Below are 18,984 nucleotides of genomic sequence, written 5' to 3'. Positions count from 1 at the left end.
ATTTCTCCAGCAAGGCCGCAAACGGATACAAGAACCATCATTCATCCAAAGTCGTCCCCGTTTCGGTTGTTGTTTGGGAATTTTAAGCCCTTCACGTCGCCAGATGCGTTCAACCCGCTTATGATTGACAAACCAGCCTTCAAGACGCAGTAAACCGGCAATCATGCGATAACCATAGCGTCCGTAATATTCGGCCAGAGAGGTAATCGCTTCTGTTAAAGCTGCATCCGTTGCCTGCTTTGTCGGCTTCTTTCGCTGGGTTGAGCGGTGTTGACCAAGAACCTGACATGCCCGGCGTTCCGAGACCGTAAGCTTCTTCATCACATGATCAACACAGGTGCGACGACGTGCAGGGCTTAATAATTTCCCTCGGCGGCTTCCTTGAGAATAAGCTTATCCAGCGTTAGTTCCGCAACTGCTTTCTTCAAGCGGGCGTTTTCCTGTTCTAAAGCTTTCATCTTTTTGGCCTGAGACGTTTTCATGCCGCCATATTGGTTTCGCCAACGATAATAGGTCTGTTCAGTCACACCGATTCTGCGAGCTGCGATAGCAATCGTATTGCCTTGGGCAATGATAACCTCGGCTTCTCGAAGCTTCGTGATGATCTGCTCAGGCGTGGGTCGTTTCAGTTTTCCCATGTCTTTTCTCCTTATCCATGGATTTAAATAAGCCAGAAAAACTAACATTTCGTGTGGACCACTTTTTGGGGGCTAGGTCAGGAACGACATCCCTTTCCGGGGCGGTGTACGAAGGCATATTACGAACAATCCCATGATATCGGGCCAACAATTGTTCGTCAGTCATGCGTCCAAGTAACCTATGGCTACAATACTCCATCTCCCAAATTTCGGGGTGATATGAACACTCGTTGTGCCCCCATGATTTCATAGCGGTCTCTGTCGGATAGTTTTCCGGCAAAGTGTATCGTTCAATTTTGGGTATTTTAAATGTTCGATTGTTCATAATTTCCCCTTTGCCAATACTTTCGATTCGTTGAAACAACCACATTATGACCCATCATACACACACCACCTTTCGATGAAAAATCAAAAGCATCATCTCGATAAAATAACGATATGACATTGCTTATGATTTTAGTTTAAAACTAAACATTTCTGGTGGTTTTTGAAAATCACTCAAATTTGACAAACACTTAGAACACCCCATACCCTTAGTGTTAGGCAAGCTAAACTCGACTAAGGACGATGCACGATGGAAGTGCAACTCAATACAAAACGGTTCTCCGATACCCATGAAGTTCGCCTTGGTCTGATCATCGAGATTTTGACCAATCAGAAGAACCAACAGGGAAGCTCTCGCAAGGGAAAGTGCTTGCATTCTGGCAGGCGGAAGTGTAGGTAAGGGTTTCGGTTCATTTGCGCTTATATTGAATACGCGTAAATCATTGATTTTAAGCTTATTTTTTGGTTTTGGTTATCATTTGTTTTCTCATAATCTTAATCATTGGAAAGTTTTGCTCTTTTAAGCGAAGCTTTTTTTCAACGGACCGGATCCGCCCAAACCTGACGGGAACTATTCTCGAAAACAGATAAAGAGCGTGCCATGACCGGACATTACGGTCATACTCAGGGCACATGAAAACAAGAGAAGCATAATAATATCTTCTCTTTTGAAAGATACAGTATGACAAAATTTGAAGGTGTTGTTTCATCACTCGAACAGGCATTGGTAAAACGAGGCTATGAAACGTTAACACCTGTTCAGGAGGCCGTGATTGCCCCTGAAATGCTTGATGTAGATGCGCTTGTTTCTGCACAAACGGGTTCCGGTAAAACCGTTGCGTTCGGGTTGAACTTTGCCCCCACAATTTTAGGCGAAGCGACAAACTTTTCCCGTGCGGAAAAGCCCTTGGCGCTGGTGATTGCGCCCACACGCGAACTTGCCCTGCAAGTGAAGCTGGAACTTGAATGGCTTTACGAATTCACCGGAGCCAAAATCGCGTCTTGTGTCGGTGGTATGGATATGCGAACCGAGCGTAACAACCTGTCACGCGGCGCACATATTGTCGTCGGCACGCCGGGGCGTTTGCGCGACCATATCGAACGCGGGTCTTTAGAACCCTCGGCACTGCGGTGTGTCGTTCTGGATGAAGCTGATGAAATGCTGGATCTGGGTTTCCGCGAAGAGCTGGAATGTATCCTGGATACCACACCGGTTGAGCGCCGCACCCTGATGTTTTCCGCAACTGTCGGGCGCGGAATTGCGGCCTTGGCCAAACGTTATCAACGGGACGCTATTCGCCTTGAAACCAAAGCAGCGGAAAAGCAACACCGCGACATTACATATAAAGCCTTTCAAGTCGCCCCGAGTGACCGCGAAAATGCCATTATCAATATCTTGCGTTTCCATGAAGCCAAAAATGCCATTATTTTCTGTGCCACCCGTGCGACTGTAAACCATCTGCACAGCCGCCTGAACAACCGGGGGTTTTCCGTTGTCGCGTTGTCCGGTGAACTGAGCCAGAATGAGCGTTCCCATGCCTTGCAAGCCATGCGCGATGGACGGGCCCGCGTTTGTGTGGCAACGGACGTAGCCGCGCGCGGTATTGACCTGCCCAATCTGGAACTGGTGATCCACGCCGATATTCCGCGCAACAGCGAAGCCTTGCTCCACCGCAGCGGGCGGACAGGACGGGCAGGGCGAAAAGGGGTCAGTGCACTGATCGTTCCTTACAATCAACGCCGCCGTACAGAACAAGTCTTGAACCATGCCAAGATCACCGCAGACTGGACAAAGCCGCCCTCAGTCGAAGAGGTACTGCACCGTGATCGTGAACGTTTTCTGACCAATCCTGTGTTCGAACAGGAAATTGATGAAAATGAAAAGGACTTCCTGCAAGATGTCATGGCAAAATTCAGCCCTGAACAAATCGCACTGGCCTTGATTCGTCTGCAAAATACCGAACAACCCGCCCCTGAAGAATTGCTGGATGCCCCGCAGGGCAAAGACCGGGACCGCCCGGAAAAAGGCCCACGGGTCGATTTTGAAAACGGCGTCTGGGTCAGCCTGTCTGTCGGGCGTAAACATAATGCCGAACCGCGCTGGATTTTGCCGATGCTCTGTCGGGCGGGCCATATCACCAAAGGGGAAATCGGTGCGATTAAAATTCAGGACGACACCACCTTTGTTGAATTCCACCCTGATAGCATTGATAAATTCCTCGCCGCTGTCGGACCAAGCCGCAAAGTCGAAAACGGTGTCACCATTGACCGGTTAAAAGAAGCCCCTGAATTCAGTGCTGAGACACGGGGCAAACGCGGCGCGCGTGACAATCGCAAAGGACGCGGCAGAAATGATCGCGAAGACCGGGGTGATCGTCGCCCACGCAAACCCGCCCATCGAGGGAAATCCGGTGAGCATAAAAAGTTTGAGGGCAAATCAAATGACGACAGCGCCCCCAGAACGGACAAGCCAACAAAAAGCAAAAAATCTTACAAACCCAAAAAAGAAAAGGATAGTAAGGCTGGCACAGGCCCGTTAAAGCGCAAACGCAAGCCAATGAAAAGCTGATATACAAAAAGCCTTGTAAGTAAACCAGCACCCTAAACCGTCATCCCCGACCCTGATCGGAGATGACGGTTATAGACAAAGTGTTTTGATATTAATCCGTCATGCGGATCGTATCGTCATCTTCAAGGGCTTCCTGATCTGCAATTTCGCGTTCTTCCATTTCTCTTTGCGCTTCATCTGCCAGTTCCTCGGCCTCTTGGTTTCGTGGATCAAGCGGGCTGACAGAAGGGGTAACCTTGGGCATTTCGAAAACGAAATCTGTTTTCTCTTCGCTCGACAACGCCTCTTTCTTAAAGATGCGAATAGCCGCTAACACAATCAGCGGAATTTGAATAACAAACATAAACATAAACAGTCCATTCGGCCCGATAATTTGCATCGCTTGGGCAGAGACCAACGGTGAGATAAGAGCCCCCAACCCGTAAAACAAAACCATTGACCCACAAGCCGGGACAAATTCATCTTGTTCAAGGTAATCGCTGATATGGCTGGATGAAATGGCATAAAGCGGAAAAGCCATAAATCCCAAAAGGGCCGCCATATACTTAATCGTATCCGCATTCAGAAAGGCCGGAATTAAAAAGAAAGCACAAGCCAATGATGTCCCAAGACCAAGCCCCAGAATGATCTTACGCCGATCTATACGATCTGAAAGCTTCCCGATGGGCCATAAAGAGATCATCCCGCCAACCATCAGAAAAAACATGACTTGGGAAACATCAGATGTTGTTAACCCAATTCGCAAAACATAAACGGCAACCATTGTCCAAAGCGCCCCGCTCACCAAACCGGACACCATGATCCCCAAAATGCCAAGCGGAAACCGTTTTGCCAATTTGCCAAAGGCCATTGTCGAGCTTTCCTGAATTTCAGGGGCAACGATTTTTTTCCCCAAGGTGAGGGGAAGAAGGGCAACAGATAAGGCAACCGAGACTAGAACAAACAGGTTATACCCGGATACAGAGGTCAAATTCAGTAAGATTTGACTGATTGCGGAGGCACTTAAGACAATCAACATATATACGGAAAAGACAGTACCGCGATTATCATTCCCTGTTGAGGCATTTAGCCAGCTTTCCCCAACCAAAACCAACCCGCCAAAACACAAGCCCGTCAAAAGGCGTAAACAAAACCAGACATAGGGATCAACAAACACCGCATGCAGCAATGTCGCTGCCGAAGAAAGCGATGCAAAAGCCGCAAAAGACCGGATATGCCCGACACTGTTAATAAAAGACGGAATAACGAAAAAGCTGACAATATAACCCAGAAAGTAGGAAGACAGAATAAAGCCGGTGGACGTCAATTCAAAAGACTCCATCTCCGCGCGCAAACCCAGCAAAGTACCTTGCAATCCACCACCGAGGTTGATCAACCAAATGCTCGCTAACAAGGCGATAAACGGTGAGATTGCTCTGTTCATATTCTTATTCACCCTAACTGTATTTTCGATAAACAACTTTATTTTTTCCATACTATGGAAACATTTTAAGACGTTGTTGTGCAATGATTGTTTTAAAAAAATAATCACAGCTTTACAGTCGATCAAACAGGCAGATTATCTGTCGCGTTTTTTTTGTAAACTCGCAAATACACTCCCTTTAAATTCCCTTAAAAAATTAATGAAAATCATTTGCAAATAGATTTTTTTCATGTAAAAGGAATAGCTATTGATAATTATTCGCAACAAACTAATTGGAATACAAATGTCTAAAACACTTAAATTCCTGAGCTTAACTTCCGCGCTGGCTCTTTCCAGTGCTGCCTTTGCCAACGGTGTAAAGGTGGAAGTCGTCGATAAAACCTTTAATCCCGGGGGCGGTTTTCTGGCATATACGGAATTTGAACTTTCCGGCGAACCCTTGGCTGAAAGCCTCGGCCTTGACCTTGATGTACTTGACCCTGTGGCCTTGAACAAGCCGACAGCCTTCGATTACACCGCCGGGATCGAGTCTTATGAGTATTCCGAAGAAGCCATGTATGCGGTCAATTATCAGTCTAAAATGGGACCGCATCTTGCCAACGGTCCATTGAACGCAAAACGCGGTGGTACACCGGAAAGTTTAGGCAAACGTTTTATTGAATTGTCTGCTTCCGTTGCTTTCCCGACAGAAGAAATTCCCTTGAATATGTACCCGGTCACGTTCCCGTATCGAAAGGGTATGCCTGAATTTGCCGGGCCAGTAGATACCGCAACCGTCAATACCGACGAAGTCGAAATGCTGGATGCAACGGGTAAAACATCCAAAGTCAAAGTCGATATCCCGGCTTATTTCCGTGATTATGCCTCCCTTGCATGGATTGAGTCCGGTATGGACAAATCCTTCAATCCCGCAGCCGTCGGCGGACAGATGTTAAAAGACGTTATGTGGTCACAAGATTTCCTTGGCGGCATGCATACAGTTGAAGGTGATGAAGAAGTGGAAGCCACCTCATCCGATATGGATGCGGACGGCAAACATGCGTTGGGTGTGTCTTCAGCAGACGGTTTTAACGGTGTTATCCTGACAGAAATCACATGGGACAAGCTCCTTACCTTGAAAAACCAGTTCGGTTATGACGGTAAACAACTGGGCACAAAAATCACCAGTACCTATGATCCGGCAAACGGTCCGGTCTGGTTCCCGGCCAATGTTGCGGTTAGCGAAAAAATGGTCAATGGCACCAAAGCTATTGGGGACCTGAAAGTGACAGATGGTCGTTCCACATTGCGCGACACATGGATGCTGTTGTGGCCCCTCAGCGAAGTTTACGCCTTTAGTGATCAACGCAGTGCCAACACGAACCAAAACCCGGCTTTCCTTTCTGTATTTGATGGGGCACCATTCCCCAGTGCCCCGGCGGCCAACACAGATACAGACCTGAATAACGATGTAGAAAGCGATGATCCGTTCTCCGTCGTTAGTGTCTTGGCAAATGCCGCTTTCAAAAACTTGGATGCCCTGCATTTTGATGCCAAAGCAGGCACATTGGTTGATGATGTTATTGGTCAAAACGTGACCACTTTTGATGCCGCTTACGCCTTGCAAGCCCTGACGATCTTCCAACGTTCACAAGATGCGCTGCCGGTGGGTTATGCGTCAGCTGCTGCAGGTGAAAGCCTGAATACAGAACGTGGTCAACGGGCCTTGGAAATGATCAAGGCGCAAGCTGATTTTATTGTTGATAAACTGATTGCAAAAAATGGCTTGGCTGTTGATAGCTACGATCTGAACGATGGTGCAGGCAAAAGCCAGACCATTGGCACTCAGTTTGCTGTGATCCGTGGCCTGGCTGCCGCTATGACTGCAACAGGTGACGAACGTTATAAAGAAGCCGCACGTAAAGTGTACGATCAAGTCGAAGCTCAAATGTTTGACAAAGATACAGGCACTTATGCCAATGTTATCGGGCAACCAACGCAATATACACCTTACACAGTGGCGGCTGTCAGTGCCGGTTTACGTTCCTTGATGCTGGACCTTCGTAACGAAGAAGGTGAGAACAATCCCAATCTAGACTTGGCACACCTGACAAAACGTTACACCACATGGTTCCGTACCGTGATCAATGGTGAAAAAACCAATGAAGGCATGCAGTTGGCTGAGTGGGTCGGCGACTCCGGTGAGAACTTGCTGAGTGAGAACAACAATGGTGACACAGATAAAGACGGCGTTGCCCAAGTTGTTTATGCAGGCGGCAAATACGGCACAGCCATGACAATGGCAAATAAGGTCATTGTTTCAAAACGATAAACCTATTTCACTTAAAAACCGGGGAAGCCTTGCATAAAAGGTTTTCCCGTTTTTTTTACGTTCTTTCATAGATTATTTGACGTATATCAATTAAGACGCATTTGCAATTATGTAGACCTTCTGAGATTAATATTTATTCTTAATTTACTTCAAAGCAGAATGAGCGAACATGAGTACGCAAACAAGAAAAACACATAAAGAAGTTGTTGCGGCGGCGTCCCTATGGCGCAAACTTTCGTATCAATCCAAGCCTGCCGAATTTATCCTTTATATTCTGGTGATTAGCGGACTCTTGTTATGGGATGGCTTTCGTCTTCCGTGGGAAGTGACACGACCGGCATTGGGTGTTCATTTCCTTGTTTCCTTAATTCTTTTTCCTGTCTTCGTCCTACCATTTTGGTTATCGCATCGTGATTTAATGAAATCATCGACCAAACCTTTTCTGCGTAAGTCCGGTACCTTTATCGAATATATTTTAATCTTGCTGTTTCTCAGCGGTCTGTATTTATCCTTTTTCGGCAATCGCGGTGACCTGATAGGGCAGGTTACATATTGGATGCATTTATTACCCAGCATCCCCCTTGCCATCATTGTCTACATGCATGCAAAACGCTGGAGCATGTTTAAAGCCTTAAAATGGCTTCTCGCCTTTGGTCTTGCCATTGCAGCTCTTTCCACCACCGCATTTGCAGCCGTTGAAAGTACGGGTTTTACACTCGGTCCCGATACAAAAACCCTCTATAGTGCCAATGGTGATACGGGCAGTGTCTCGTGGGTTGATAAAGACAGCGCAAAACGATTAGGCGAGATTAAACTTGGCGGTGATATTCGTCGTATAGCTCTTGGCGAAAACGGCTTAATAGCAGCGACCGATTATAGCGGCCACCGTGTTGTTTTCTTCAATCAAGACAAAATCCTCAGTGAATATAAAGTCGCCTATCGTCCGTTCGGAATTGTGTATGACCCGCGAAACAAACTTTTTTGGGTTGCTGCTTTTGAAGGGCACCGCCTGCTGGGTCTGCACCCGGATAAGGGCGTTGTTTATGATCTAGAAACCCGTGAAACGCCGCGTGGACTGGCACTGTTATCAGATGGACGCTTGTTGGTAACCCATGCCATGATCGGTGAAGTCTCCATTTACGATACAACCGTTTTACCGCCTGCGCTTAATGTGACCTTGAAATTACATGAAACACAGGAACCTGAAGACGAGTTTGTCTCACAAGGGGTGCCGCGCCTGCTGGACGACATTGCCGTCAGCCCGGATGAAACGGAAGCCTGGTTGCCGCATGTCCTTTGGAATTTTGATCATCCGTTCCAGTTTCAATCCACCGTTTTTCCCTCTGTCTCCTTGCTCAGTCTGAAAAAAGGCAAGGAAAAGGAATTGGTTGATCGCCGCAAACATTTGTTCAAGCAAATCAACATCGTGGAAACCACCAAACGCACACGTATTGTATCCAACCCGCATGATGCAACATTCAGTGCAGACGGTAACAAAGTTTATATCACACTCAGTGGCAGTGAAGATTTGATGGTGTTTGACCTGTCGCGCCGGACCTCAATCCAGAAAAAGAAAAAACGCCGGGCACGCCGTGTGGGTAAACTCAATCAAGGGGGGGCAAAAGCACAACAAATTTATCGTCATCTCCCCGGTGATACACCACGCGGAATTATTGTGTCCGAGCAGGATATCTTCATCCAGAATGCCATGAGCCTTGATATCACCCAAATGACCCGTGGCGGGGAAGGACCGTTTGCACGTGCCAAGCTGGTCAAATCTGTTTTCGCCAAGCTGGTGGCAAACGACCCAATGGACCCCCAGATCAGACGCGGCAAAACCTTGTTTATGTCCGGTAACACCAACGATGATACCGATTATCCAATGGCCGGTGATTTTTGGATGAGTTGCCAAAGCTGCCATCTGGACGGGTTCAATTTTACAACCGGTTATATGTTTCGCGACACGCCAACCGATAAATATGATAACGCAGTGATCGGTCACCAGAAACTTGGCAATATGGTTGCCGGTGATTTTGCCGGTGATTACGTTCGTATCATTCAGGAAACACAAGGCGGTATGGGTTTTGATGAGCGTGACGGTGCCAAAAAAGTGGACCCGGTTAATCTGCCGGAACAAGTCAAAAACAAAATGGATGACCTCCATAGCTTTGTTCTGGCAAAAGGCAACCTGCCGCTTCTGTCCACATGGTTGCGACTGGATGATGAACGCAAAACCGTCCACGCCGAAGAATGGGTCAATTCCGCAGCCTGTGCAGAATGTCATTCAGATATGTTTGATCAATGGGCAGACTCACTGCACCGTTTGATGGGGGATTCCAACCCTTATTACAAGGTTGTGGAAGAAGTCGCCGCCCAAACCGAAGGCGAAGAATTCCGTAAATGGTGTATGGGCTGTCACCATCCCCAAGGACTGTTGACAGGTTTAACCGCCACCATCGAAAAAGGCCATATGTTCGAAAAAGGCGGTGAAACCCTGTTTAAAGCCTTGGAAGAAAAGAAACCTGATCTGGATGAGGGCACGGGCTGTCTCTTCTGTCACCGCATCACGAAACTGGAAGATGCCCGTGGCAAAAAAGCAGGCGGGAATGCCAGTTTCTCCGTGAACGTTAAAGACCGTGAGCTTTATATCTTTGAAAACAGCAAAAACGATTTATTGAATTGGGCGGGAAATCACCAGATTAACGCCAAGCCGGAAGTCCATGCAAAATCCTATAGCCAACCGTTCTACAAGGACTCGGAACTCTGTAGCACATGCCATAACGAATTTGCCCCCGGCACAGGTGCTGTTATTGTCGATACCTATGGCGAATGGGAAAAATCCGAATACAACAACCCCGATGACCCCAGCAAACACCGTGATTGTATTGATTGCCATATGCATGGCGACATAAAACGAATCGGAGAAAACATTCCCGGTATTTCCACCGATGGCGGGCGGGTGAAAGACAATGTGGTCACCCACCAGTTTACCGGGGCCAATCACCATCTTGTCGGATTGCGCAACGAAAAACTGGCAAACATGAGTATTGAGCTGTTGCAAATGGCTGCCGAAGTGGAAAACAGCATCACCCCGGATGGACAGTTAAACGTGCGTGTCAAAAACGTTGGGGCAGGGCATGCCTTACCCACCGGGGTTGCTGATTTCCGTCAATTATGGCTGGATATCACCGTTAAGGATGCCAAGGGCAATATCGTTTTGTCCGAAGGTAAAATGGATGACAAAGGCAATGTGGCAAAAGATGCGCGTTTCTTCCAAAAAGTCTTTGGCGACAAGGACGGCAAACCGGTAGGGCTGGTATTCTGGCGGTATGAGAAAATGTTAAAAGATACCAAAATCCCGGCAAACGGATATCGCGATGAACGTTTTGATATCCCGGCAGATGCCGTTTACCCGTTACAGATCGAAACAAAATTGATGTTCCGTATCTATCCGCAATGGGTCACCGATGCGGTGCGTCAAACCTATCCAGAACTTCCCAACCCGGAAACCGTCCTGATGACCCGGGCCACCACCGTGTTGGAGCATCCCTGATATGGTTGAAACCATCGCTGTATTGGGTGCCGGGCCAGCGGGCCTTATGGCCGCTTATGAACTGGCAAAGGCAGGCAAGACGGTCACCTTGTATGAAAAGCGCAAGGTTGAAGGCGGATTATGTGGCACCACAGTCTTTGAAGGCAAACACGGTACGTATCGTTTTGATTTTGGTGGTCATCGTTTCATCACCCATGATCCCGACTTGCTGCAACTGGTTGAAGATTTGGTCGGGGATGATCTTTTAACGGCCTATCGCAAAAGCGTCATTCGCTTTCGTGGTCGCACCTATGCCTATCCGCTCGCCCTTGGGAATTTGTTAAAGACAGCCCCAACTGCGTTATTGGCTGGCGCAGGGCTGGATTTGGCGACCTTGCCCTTTCAAAAACCGGACAACACCAGCTTTGCCACATGGATCGAAAGCCGTTTTGGCAAAACGCTCTATCGTAATTTCTTCGAAGGTTATACGGCAAAACTTTGGGGGATTGATCCTAAAAACCTGTCTGCCGATTGGGCCTCCCAACGCATCAGCCTGCTGGATTTAAAAGATGTTGCACGCCGCCTGCTGCCAACGCGCGATGCGACACCGCGCACCTATGCTCATTCGTACCGCTATCCCAAATATGGCTTTGGCGTTATCTTTGAAAAAATCGCCCGTGAATTCGAACGCCTCGGCGGGACAATCCGTTATGAGACGCAAATTGATGGGATGGAATGTAACCAAAATCAAATCACCGCCCTTTTTGCCAATGGTGAAAAAATCGTTGCAGATCAATACATTTCGACAATATCCTTACCCGATATGGTAAGATTGTGTGGTGGGACCAGCGCTTTAAAGTTTCGCGGTGTGCGTTTTTTCTGCATGCCGATGGAAACAGAAAATATTTCGGATAACACATGGCAATATCTATCTGATCCGCACATCATGGCAACCCGCCTGCAAGAACCCAAACGGCGTTCCCCCTATATGTCACCGACGGGGCATAGCTCCCTCATGTTAGAAATTCCCTGTGATCCGGACAGTGACTTGTGGAACATGAGTGATGCCGACCTGTTTAAACGCGCTTGCATCGATTTGGATCGCCTTGGCGTTCCATCCAAGCTGGCGACAGGGGAATATTTTTCCACTTTCGGAGCACAGGCCTATCCGTTGATGTCTGTGGGCTACGAGATCGAACGGGAAAAAGCCATTGCCTATCTCGCCCCATTTAACAACCTTATTCAATGTGGACGACAGGCAACATTTCGCTATATCTTCACAGATACCGCAATGGAAATGGGCCAAATGGCGGCACGCAGTGTTCTGAACGGCCAAGACTGCCGCCGTGCCATTTTTGATCACCGCAACGAACGCACGGTCATTGAGACCCAAAGTGTCGCTTAGGAGAATATCATGCGCTTTCTTCTCATTCTTCTGCTTGGTTTTACCCTTTCAGGACATGCCAGCGCCTATTCCTATTCCGCTGCCGGCAAAGAACCCCTGATCGATGGGCGTAACGGGATCGTCAGCGGATTTCAGAAACATGATTTCGATAAAGTTGTTAAATATTTCAACCTGATGAAAGACGATATCGAGTTTTTGTCACATAAATTCGATAAGCCCTTGTTTAGCAATTTCAAAAAAGCTGTTGAACAAAAAGATCAAAAAGCCGTCCTTCACAATATTCATCGCTTATATGCGGCCGAAATTCAACGCCGCCTCCTTATCGCCGCACGTAACCTTGATAACTATCAAAGTGCCAAAGTCATGGTGATGAAGTCCAAGCGTTTCTTTAGCGTAATTGAGCCGGAATTGCCCAAAACACAAGCACACACCATCGAAAAAATCTTACAAGACTGTCTGAATGCCATAGGCAAGCCCGGCGTATTTGGCGCAGGGCAAACGCCTGCCGACCCAAAGGCATATCAACAGGCACTTGATCAGTTGGTGAAAGAATTTGCCAAGCTTTAGGGCAGGGGGCTGGATGATCGCCTGCACCCTTTATGGGGCCTTGGCTGTTTGGCTATTTTCATTTGCGCCCTCTCTGTCAAACGATGATGCCTATTTTTTCTTACGTGGTATCGAACGGTTCAGTATTCTGGAATTCAGACCGCACTTTCCCGGTTATCCGGGCTTTATCCTGCTCGGTAAAGCGTTCTATAGCCTTGGCCTTAGTCCGCTAAACGCCCTGTCTTTTCTCTCCCTCTCAATGGCACTTGCCATTCCCGTCCTGTGCCTCTTGTGTGTGGAAAAAAACCGTCTTGCCGTGTTTCTATGCGCACTCAGCATGCCGCTTTTGCCATATTTGGGGCTAAGCCTCATGTCTGATGGGGCGGGCATTGCCTTTTTTCTTGCATCCTTCTGGCAATATCGAAAAGGTAATTTTACGGTCAGCGGCCTGTTACTCGGCGGGGCTTTGGCCTGTCGTCCTTCCTTTGTTATTTTTGCGGCAATCTTTATAATTGCGGCAATCGTCAAAGACAAAAAAGCTGCCCTTCCATTTGTTCTTGCCTGTGCCATACTGTGCTTGCTGTTTCTGCTCGGCCTGCTCGCCATCGAACAAATGCCACTTGTGTGGGAAGGATGGCGCTTTATCGAAGGACATTTCCTTTTATGGGGAAATACAACACTCAGTACCAGCAAGCTGTCCTGGTTTGACAGCTTTTCCCGCATACCCGGCGGGGTAGCCTATTTCTCAGCTCTCAGTCTTGGTTTGGCCTTCAGCGTCTATCCTCATCGTAAAAGCATTTTGCTCTTTATCGTCATATTCGGGTGGGGGTGGATTTTGCTATTCCAAAACCCAGAAAACTTGCGTCACTTGGCTTTACCTTTGATTTTAAGCCTCATATTCATCGCAAAAACCGATCATCTTATAAATAAAATCGCCCTTTATAGCCTTATCGCTTTGCAAGTTTTCATTTCGAATCAAATGAACATCCATTCCCCCCGACTGTCCCCCTTAGAACTCACACGGCAACACCTGCTACAGGAAAGTGCCGATAAGGTGATAACCCATCATGGTGTCCATTACCTTCGTGAGCGACTTCCCAATAGCCATGTCTTTGACAAATATTACCCTTATCAAGTGGATTTCCCCCTATGGGATGTCAGTACAACGGCCCCTTCAAACCTTTCTGAAACCAAAGTTTTTCCGTCCCGCATGATGGGAGAACAGAGCTACTACGTACATAAGCAAGAACTGAAACGCGATTAGAATTAATAATCATTATTAACCAAATCATTGAATTTATTAAACTTTTTTATATTTACCCCTTGTTTATTCTCAACAAATACACATATCATGGGCTCAACAATATTTCGCGACCCCTGAAAGGAAAACAAAATGAAAGGCAGTCCAAAAGTCATTGCCCAACTCAATAAAATTCTGGGCAACGAATTGGTTTCCATTAACCAAACGTTCTTGCATTCACGTATGTTTAACGACTGGGGAATGGGCGAGATCGGTAGCAAAGAATACAAAAAATCCATCAAAGACATGAAACAGGCGGACAAGCTGATTGAACGCATTCTGTTTTTAGAAGGTCTGCCCAACTTGCAAAGCCTTGGTAAATTACGCATTGGTGAAAATACCGAAGAAATTATCCAGTGTGAAATGGACCTTCTGGATCCCATGTTGCAAGACTTGCGCGCAGCCATCGCACTTTGCGAAGCTGAAAGCGATTTCGTTTCGCGCGATCTTCTGGATGACATCATCGAAGATGAAGAAGAATTCCTCGACTGGCTGGAAACCCAGCAATGGCAGATCAAAGAGCAAGGTCTGCAAAACTACATTCAATCACAGACGTAAGATAAGGAGCCGATCAAATGAAAGGCAACAAAAAGGTTATTGAGGCTCTGAACGGCCTTCTTGCCCACGAAATGAGTGCTGCGGATCAATATTTCATCCATTCGCGCATGTATGACGATTGGGGCATGAGTGAATTGTTCGAACGCCTGAAACATGAACAGGAAGAAGAACTGGAACATGCAGCCCGTATTGTGGAGCGTATCCTGTTTTTGGAAGGTACACCGGACGTTGCCGCACGCGATGCGCTGAAAATCGGCAAAGACGTTCCCACCATGCTGCAAAACGATCTTGAATATGAACTCATGGTCGGTAAAGAGCTGAAAAAGGTTATTGCCCTATGTGAGAAGGAACAAGATTACGTTTCTCGTCAAATGCTGATTGACCTGCTGAAAGACACAGAAGACGATCACACCTATTGGCTGGAAAAACAGCTTGGCCTGATCGATAAAATGGGTCTCAAAAACTACATTCAGTCCAAATCCTCTTAAAACTGCGGATTTATACGGACATTCCTAAATGGCCTTGTATCATCCGGTGCAAGGCCGTTTTGTTTTCTAGAAAAGCACACTTTCCACTCGTGTAATTAATGCGTATTATACACGTGGGGAGGAAGGCCAATGAAAACAAAAAAACGTTGCCTGATTGCAGCTTCTGTTCTATCCGCCATCACATTCGCCCACACTGTTTGGGCCGATGTTATTCAGACACGACGCGGCGAATTCCATAACGGAATTATCGCACAAAAAACAATTCAACTTGCCACCGACTATGGCGACATAACGCTGACACGCGATAGACTAACACATATTTTCTTTGCGCCCACACCACAGGCAAAAGATCGCGTCACGACAATTGATGGCGAAGTCTTCAGCGGGCAGATAAAAGAAAACACATTTGTCACCAGCCGTGCCTTGGGTCCCGATCTTCCCTTGGACAAAGCCGAAATTCAATTGATTGAATTTGAACACAGCCGCAAAGAACGCGCCCAAAGAAAACCGTTAGAAGCCACCCCTGATATTATCGAAATGAACAATGGCGATGTCTTTTTAGGCTATCATACAGCCACCTTGTTCCGGGTTGATCAGAATGGACAAACCGCTATTTTACCCAGCACAGAGGCCGACCTACTGGACCTGACTTATTCCGAGGATGAAGAAGTTCTTAAAATTCGTTTGCGCCGACGAAACGATCAATCCTGGCTGAGCGGCTTACATGCTGAAACAGATTTTACACTCACCGATTTAAACGGAAACACCCTGCAACTGGATTTAAAATCCATACAGGCTATTGAATTTAAAAGCGATTATATCCGCAATGATCAACCAGAAAAGCTATTGGTATCTGGTTTCAAACCTGAAATGCGTAAAAAGACCTTACGTGATCATTTTGTCGATGGCAGCAGCGGGCCACTTTTGCGCCTGATCAAACCGGGCAGTTATCTGCGCGGCGACGCCAATGGTGACTTTGACGAAAAACCGATCCAACCCGTCACCTTAACCAAACCTTTTGCCATTGGGGTCTTTGAAATTACCTTTGCCGAATACGCCCGATATTGTCGGGAAACGAAGTGCGTCCCCCCGGAAGATTCCGCATGGGGCAGGGGACGGCGTCCCGTCATCAATGTCGCATGGGAAGAGGCCAAAGCCTATACCCGCTGGCTCAGTGAAAAAACCGGACATACCTACCGCTTACCCAGCGATGCTGAATGGGAATATATATCGCGCGCAGGAACCACGACACCTTATCCTTGGGGGGATAAGCTGGGTAAAGGTCTCGCCAATTGCGCAGGGTGTGGCAGTATTTGGGATAGTGAAAAAACCGCACCAGTCGGACGATTTGCCCCCAATCAGTTCGGCCTGTTCGATACCAGCGGCAATGTATTTGAATGGGTGGAAGATTGCTGGAACGATCAATTTGAAGGGATCGGACTGGACGGCACCGCCTATCAAAATCCCGCCGGATGCGGCAAACGGGTTATTCGCGGCGGTGGCTGGAGCTTCCCGCCCAAAGAAATCCGCACATCCAACCGATGGCGCGATTTCCCGACACGGCGTAGCGACGATACCGGATTTCGGGTTTTGCGTGAACTGGATGATCAGGAAATTACAAGGTTAGATCCATAAACTCATACGTTTTCCCCATCCCAAAACCCTTTATTTTCTGCTATAAACAACAAAATCGCTTCACAGGGGATAAACAACATATGTTTAAACGTGCCTTTTTGATTTCCACCCTTTTTATGGGTACACAATCGGCCTTTGGCGCCGATATGGATCGTGCCATCGAAATCGTCGAAGAAAAATGCCATTTGTGCCACGGTACAGAAGGGGAAAGTTCCAGTGCGATTTATCCCCGACTTGCCGCCCAACATGAAGAATATATCGCCAAACAACTGGCTGATTTTCAAGCCGGGCGACGTACAGGCACCATGAATGAAATGGCACAAGACCTGACACCGGATGAAATGGTCGCACTTGGCAAATATTTTGCAGCCAAACCGCCGCTTTCCCACCGCGTGCGCGATGAAGAATTTGCCGCCGTTGGTCAATATCTTTACATGAACGGAAACAAATATTCAGGCGTTACTGCGTGTAAAACCTGTCATGGGGACGAGGGTAAAGGGACACAAAAATTACCGCGACTGGCAGGTCAACACAAACGTTACCTTGCCGATCAGCTTACCGAATTCCATAACCGCAATCGAACCAATGATAACGCGGTCATGCACTCCATTGCCTCCAAGCTGACCGAAATGGAAATTCAAGCCCTCGCCACATACATCAGCGGTATGAAATAGCAGAGAGAGAAGGGGCGTTTTAGCGCCCCAAACTCTTTTCAATGGCCGCAATCACCTTGGGGGAATTCGGTTTTGTTGTTGTGGCAAACCAGTCCACGAGCCTGCCATTTCCATCAATCAGATATTTGTGAAAATTCCATTTGGGGGCAGCAACAAAGCCCAGTTCCTTGCGCGCCCATTGATAAAATGGATGGGCCTTTTTACCACTCACGACTTCTTTTTGCGTCATCGGAAAATCAATATTGAAATTCACTTCGCAGAATTCCTTAATTTCTTTTTCCGTTCCCGGTTCCTGTTGCCCAAAATCGTTGGACGGCACCCCCAGCACCACCAATCCACGGTCCCGATATTTTGCCCAGACAGCCTGCAAAGCATCATACTGTTTGGTAAAACCGCAATAAGAAGCCGTATTGACCACCATTACCGTCTTGCCTGTAAATTTAGACAAGGGCAGGTCTTTGCCATCAATATCTTCGAAGGTAAAATCAAACGCAGTTGTCTCGGCTTTGGCCTGTGTCATTGTAAATCCCACGATCAAAGAGATCAGTAAAAATAAGCGTTTCATCACAGCCCCTTCCTTAAACATGATTGCGTAAGGCAAGGTCACGTGGGTGAGGGGCCAGATAAGTCTGATTGACCAGATAGCCTTCTTCCAAACGCCGGATCATATGTTGCATCAAGGCCATCGGCACAGTCATCGGAACATAGCCATTGCGATAATCAGAAATAACAGATGCCAGTTCCGCCCGACCGGATTGGCTCAACTTGTTTTTCAAATACCCCGCCATATGCATCATTGCATTGGTATGTCGGCCTTTACTGGGGTTTGTATTCATACAATCCATATAAGCCTGAATATAAGCCGTTGCAAAATCATCACGCTGAGACTGTTTAATCCGCCCAACCAATTGTCCCAGCAATTTTGCCTTATGCGGCGCATGTGCCATCAACAGCAGTTTTTCGCGGGCTTGAAATTCAATGACATCACGGCGGCTCCATTTACGATCAAATAAATCTTTGACACGGCGATAAGCAAAGACCCGTTCCACAAAATTTTCCCGCAAGAAGGGATCAGACAAGCGACCTTCTTCTTCCACTGGTAATTCGGGATAGCGTTCCATTACAGCCTGAGCAAACAACCCGATTCCCCGACGTTCACTCGGTTGGTCATTTTGATAGATTTTCACACGAAACACACCACAACTTGGCGAATTTTTCTTAAAAACAAACCCGTCTAAATCATTTAACTCAGCCGCTTTTTCAGCACTGTAGGCAACCATATCATCGGTGTAATCATGGCCGCTTTTGGGTTCAATCATACGCACCATATTGCTGTCGGCATCGTCACGTTCCAGACGTACCGATTTGCGTGGAATACCCATGCCGATTGCCACTTCTGGGCAAACCGGTTCAAACACGGCATATTTAGAAAAAGAATGCGTTAAGAAACGATGATTGCAATGACCGCCGTTAAATCGAACCTCTTGTCCCAACAGGCAGGCGGATACCCCAATTTTCAATAGCTGTTCCATCTTCTTTTTCTCCTCAAAAAAGAAAGTATGTGCCAAGGAATTTTAGGTC

General features: G+C 47.3%; 13 protein-coding genes and 1 pseudogene. 10 read left to right on the top strand and 4 right to left on the bottom strand.

The genetic code is table 11. From position 1 onward, the window contains the following. A pseudogene (locus IEW74_RS17335) lies at positions 1 to 638 on the bottom strand (transposase); the annotation flags it as partial. A 1,006-nt stretch (positions 639 to 1,644) separates the two neighbouring features. Between IEW74_RS17335 and IEW74_RS09415 the strand changes: the two are divergent. After that, positions 1,645 to 3,531: a DEAD/DEAH box helicase gene (locus IEW74_RS09415; protein WP_188664138.1), complete on the top strand. Its 1,887-nt coding sequence runs from the start codon at positions 1,645 to 1,647 to the stop codon at positions 3,529 to 3,531. A gap of 91 nt (positions 3,532 to 3,622) precedes the next feature. Here the strand turns inward: IEW74_RS09415 and IEW74_RS09410 are convergent, their stop codons facing one another. Then, positions 3,623 to 4,954: an MFS transporter gene (locus IEW74_RS09410; RefSeq protein WP_188664136.1), complete on the bottom strand. Its 1,332-nt coding sequence runs from the start codon at positions 4,952 to 4,954 to the stop codon at positions 3,623 to 3,625. 283 nt (positions 4,955 to 5,237) lie between these two features. Here IEW74_RS09410 and IEW74_RS09405 point away from each other — a divergent pair, with 283 nt between their 5' ends. From IEW74_RS09405 to IEW74_RS09365, 9 genes are all read left to right on the top strand, one after another. Continuing rightward, the gene (locus IEW74_RS09405; RefSeq protein WP_188664134.1) at positions 5,238 to 7,265 is read left to right on the top strand and encodes a hypothetical protein; all 2,028 of its coding nucleotides are present in this window, start codon (positions 5,238 to 5,240) and stop codon (positions 7,263 to 7,265) included. A 169-nt stretch (positions 7,266 to 7,434) separates the two neighbouring features. After that, a complete protein-coding gene (locus IEW74_RS09400; RefSeq protein ID WP_188664132.1) occupies positions 7,435 to 10,818 on the top strand; it encodes a hypothetical protein in 3,384 nt (1,127 codons plus the stop codon). A 1-nt stretch (position 10,819) separates the two neighbouring features. Then, positions 10,820 to 12,202, top strand: coding sequence for an FAD-dependent oxidoreductase (locus IEW74_RS09395; RefSeq protein ID WP_188664129.1), 1,383 nt, complete (start codon positions 10,820 to 10,822; stop codon positions 12,200 to 12,202). A gap of 9 nt (positions 12,203 to 12,211) precedes the next feature. Beyond that, positions 12,212 to 12,769 carry a hypothetical protein gene (locus IEW74_RS09390; protein ID WP_188664127.1) on the top strand — a complete coding sequence of 186 codons (558 nt, stop codon included), beginning with the start codon at positions 12,212 to 12,214 and terminating at the stop codon, positions 12,767 to 12,769. Between the two features lie 13 nt (positions 12,770 to 12,782). Further along, a complete protein-coding gene (locus tag IEW74_RS09385; protein WP_188664125.1) occupies positions 12,783 to 14,012 on the top strand; it encodes a hypothetical protein in 1,230 nt (409 codons plus the stop codon). Between the two features lie 129 nt (positions 14,013 to 14,141). Then, complete coding sequence (gene bfr / locus IEW74_RS09380; RefSeq protein ID WP_188664124.1) at positions 14,142 to 14,606, top strand: bacterioferritin; 465 nt, start codon at positions 14,142 to 14,144, stop codon at positions 14,604 to 14,606. A 17-nt stretch (positions 14,607 to 14,623) separates the two neighbouring features. Next, the gene (gene bfr, locus IEW74_RS09375; protein WP_188664122.1) at positions 14,624 to 15,094 is read left to right on the top strand and encodes a bacterioferritin; all 471 of its coding nucleotides are present in this window, start codon (positions 14,624 to 14,626) and stop codon (positions 15,092 to 15,094) included. 129 nt (positions 15,095 to 15,223) lie between these two features. Continuing rightward, positions 15,224 to 16,729, top strand: coding sequence for a formylglycine-generating enzyme family protein (locus tag IEW74_RS09370; protein ID WP_188664120.1), 1,506 nt, complete (start codon positions 15,224 to 15,226; stop codon positions 16,727 to 16,729). 80 nt (positions 16,730 to 16,809) lie between these two features. Then, positions 16,810 to 17,403 (top strand): c-type cytochrome, encoded by a 594-nt coding sequence (locus IEW74_RS09365; RefSeq protein ID WP_229734294.1) that lies wholly within the window; start codon positions 16,810 to 16,812, stop codon positions 17,401 to 17,403. A 19-nt stretch (positions 17,404 to 17,422) separates the two neighbouring features. Here IEW74_RS09365 and IEW74_RS09360 read toward each other — a convergent pair whose 3' ends face one another. Beyond that, positions 17,423 to 17,968 (bottom strand): glutathione peroxidase, encoded by a 546-nt coding sequence (locus tag IEW74_RS09360; protein WP_188664118.1) that lies wholly within the window; start codon positions 17,966 to 17,968, stop codon positions 17,423 to 17,425. 13 nt (positions 17,969 to 17,981) lie between these two features. Continuing rightward, on the bottom strand, positions 17,982 to 18,935 hold the full coding sequence (locus IEW74_RS09355) for a YbgA family protein (protein ID WP_188664116.1): 954 nt from the start codon (positions 18,933 to 18,935) through the stop codon (positions 17,982 to 17,984). Positions 18,936 to 18,984 lie beyond the last annotated feature (49 nt).

The organism is Terasakiella brassicae, assembly GCF_014641495.1.
In the GTDB taxonomy this organism is placed as follows: Bacteria; Pseudomonadota; Alphaproteobacteria; order Rhodospirillales; family Terasakiellaceae; genus Terasakiella; species Terasakiella brassicae.
Note: the sequence above shows the minus strand (reverse complement) of the source record. Positions and strands in the feature narration are given on the sequence as shown.

What these genes read in the sequence shown, in the direction of transcription:
- IEW74_RS09415 (WP_188664138.1), top strand. Translation starts at nt 1,645, where the DNA reads ATGACAAAATTTGAAGGTGTTGTTTCATCACTCGAACAGGCATTGGTA.
- IEW74_RS09410 (WP_188664136.1), bottom strand. Translation starts at nt 4,954, where the DNA reads ATGAACAGAGCAATCTCACCGTTTATCGCCTTGTTAGCGAGCATTTGG.
- IEW74_RS09405 (WP_188664134.1), top strand. Translation starts at nt 5,238, where the DNA reads ATGTCTAAAACACTTAAATTCCTGAGCTTAACTTCCGCGCTGGCTCTT.
- IEW74_RS09400 (WP_188664132.1), top strand. Translation starts at nt 7,435, where the DNA reads ATGAGTACGCAAACAAGAAAAACACATAAAGAAGTTGTTGCGGCGGCG.
- IEW74_RS09395 (WP_188664129.1), top strand. Translation starts at nt 10,820, where the DNA reads ATGGTTGAAACCATCGCTGTATTGGGTGCCGGGCCAGCGGGCCTTATG.
- IEW74_RS09390 (WP_188664127.1), top strand. Translation starts at nt 12,212, where the DNA reads ATGCGCTTTCTTCTCATTCTTCTGCTTGGTTTTACCCTTTCAGGACAT.
- IEW74_RS09385 (WP_188664125.1), top strand. Translation starts at nt 12,783, where the DNA reads ATGATCGCCTGCACCCTTTATGGGGCCTTGGCTGTTTGGCTATTTTCA.
- bfr (WP_188664124.1), top strand. Translation starts at nt 14,142, where the DNA reads ATGAAAGGCAGTCCAAAAGTCATTGCCCAACTCAATAAAATTCTGGGC.
- bfr (WP_188664122.1), top strand. Translation starts at nt 14,624, where the DNA reads ATGAAAGGCAACAAAAAGGTTATTGAGGCTCTGAACGGCCTTCTTGCC.
- IEW74_RS09370 (WP_188664120.1), top strand. Translation starts at nt 15,224, where the DNA reads ATGAAAACAAAAAAACGTTGCCTGATTGCAGCTTCTGTTCTATCCGCC.
- IEW74_RS09365 (WP_229734294.1), top strand. Translation starts at nt 16,810, where the DNA reads ATGTTTAAACGTGCCTTTTTGATTTCCACCCTTTTTATGGGTACACAA.
- IEW74_RS09360 (WP_188664118.1), bottom strand. Translation starts at nt 17,968, where the DNA reads ATGAAACGCTTATTTTTACTGATCTCTTTGATCGTGGGATTTACAATG.
- IEW74_RS09355 (WP_188664116.1), bottom strand. Translation starts at nt 18,935, where the DNA reads ATGGAACAGCTATTGAAAATTGGGGTATCCGCCTGCCTGTTGGGACAA.